Raw genomic sequence first — 275 nt, 5'->3', positions numbered from 1 at the left:
ATCGAAAGCGATCTGCTCCGGACCTTCCTCGTCGTCGTCGAGACGTCGAATTTTTCGGCAGCGGCGCAGGCGATCGGGCGGACGCAGTCCGCGGTCAGTGCCCAGATCAAGAAACTCGAGGAAACCATCGGCGAAAGCCTCTTCGAGCGCGGCGCCCGCGGCGTTGTCCCGACCCGCTGGGGCCTGCAGCTTCTGCCCTATGCGCGGCGTGTCATCGACCTGCTGGACGAAGCAGCGGCGACGATCCGCACGAAGCCGCTGGATGGGCCGGTCCG

Annotated in this window: 1 protein-coding gene; it reads left to right on the top strand. The window is 66.5% G+C overall.

The window, feature by feature from the left end; all coding sequences use genetic code 11:
* The coding region (locus SB772_RS40720) for a LysR family transcriptional regulator (protein WP_410838614.1) at positions 1 to 275 on the top strand (275 nt) is incomplete at both ends.

The organism is Paraburkholderia sp. SIMBA_030 (assembly GCF_046535245.1).
In the GTDB taxonomy this organism is placed as follows: domain Bacteria; phylum Pseudomonadota; class Gammaproteobacteria; order Burkholderiales; family Burkholderiaceae; genus Paraburkholderia.
This window is presented reverse-complemented; position numbering and strand designations above follow the sequence as displayed.